The organism is Vibrio sp. 10N.222.48.A3, assembly GCF_041475345.1.
Taxonomy (GTDB): domain Bacteria; phylum Pseudomonadota; class Gammaproteobacteria; order Enterobacterales; family Vibrionaceae; genus Vibrio; species Vibrio tasmaniensis_A.
In genome coordinates, this window is the sequence record NZ_JBFRVX010000575.1 from 1 (window position 1) to 1,105 (window position 1,105).

Here is a 1,105-nt window from a genome sequence, read left to right on the forward strand (position 1 = left end):
TATGTAGTGAAACTAGATAAAACAACTTCATTTGCTTTTTTTGCCTTACCTTGTGCAAGTAAATAATTATATTGCTGCGTTTCAGAAATATAACTATTCCATGTATCTTTAAATACTTTAAAAGAACGCTTTTCTTGCTCACTCAGCGCTAGAGCTTCATACGACAAAATACCTTGTTGAACATTTTCCCTCCATTGTTCAAGCCCCTCTATCCATTCCGCGATTTTGGGATGCTTTGCATTTGACAGAAGCGAAAATTCATCTTTACGAACTTTTGTAATATCAACTTGAATACCTTTAAGCAAGGCAACCGATGGCAGGCTTTTATCAGTTAATATCGCTGTGTTTTTATTCAGTGATAATAAACTCGACATCATCACTACAGAAACAACTGCAAAAACCAGAAATACGGCTAAGTAACTCAACCCAATTTTCTTTACTACACTTAAATCTTTAATACTCATCAATGAACCCACATTTATTCTAAAAATAACGCCATGACTAATGGCACATTACCTACCTTAACAACCGAGGAGTGAGAATAAAAATCGTTACGCCCTTATTCATCGAGTGTAATATAGCCGAATATTGGCTGAATTAACATCAACTTAGCGTGAATTCGATACAGCAGTTCACTTTTAACTAGAATATGGTGGTATTTTCGTTAAAAAATAGAGTAAATACCTCAGTTGAATGAGGTTGTATAAAAAAACCATAATTTAGTGTCAATTGAGCAGCAGGGCGACCGCATGAGTGCCTAGTTTTTCACCGCCTGAGTAAAACCAGCACTTAATACTGCCTCTAGAATGGTTGTATTCATCATGCATCGCTTTTGCTTCCCAACAATGCTTAGCTTAGTTGGCTCTTCTCTGAGCATATTTAAGCTCATATGACGCAAGCAAGATAGATTCTCCGCTCCATGGTCTTTGTATATCTGGCACGCATCCTCATTCATACTGACATCAAGTACCCAATGCATTGACTCTATATCCCAAAGCTCTCTAACTGCCATCGCAGCTTGCTCTGCGCTTAGCACTTTGGAGCTGATATAGTAACGATACTCTAGGTCGATTACTTTTCATTTCTCAATACGGAAGTTTTCAAC

General features: G+C 37.4%; 1 protein-coding gene and 1 pseudogene. Both read right to left on the reverse strand.

Going from position 1 to position 1,105, the window contains the following annotated elements; genetic code table 11:
• Positions 1-464 (reverse strand): MCP four helix bundle domain-containing protein (locus AB4653_RS16360; protein WP_372104745.1); only part of this gene is annotated, 464 nt, incomplete at its 3' end.
• Between the two features lie 293 nt (positions 465-757).
• Positions 758-1,105: pseudogene (locus tag AB4653_RS16365) on the reverse strand (ISAs1 family transposase); the annotation flags it as partial.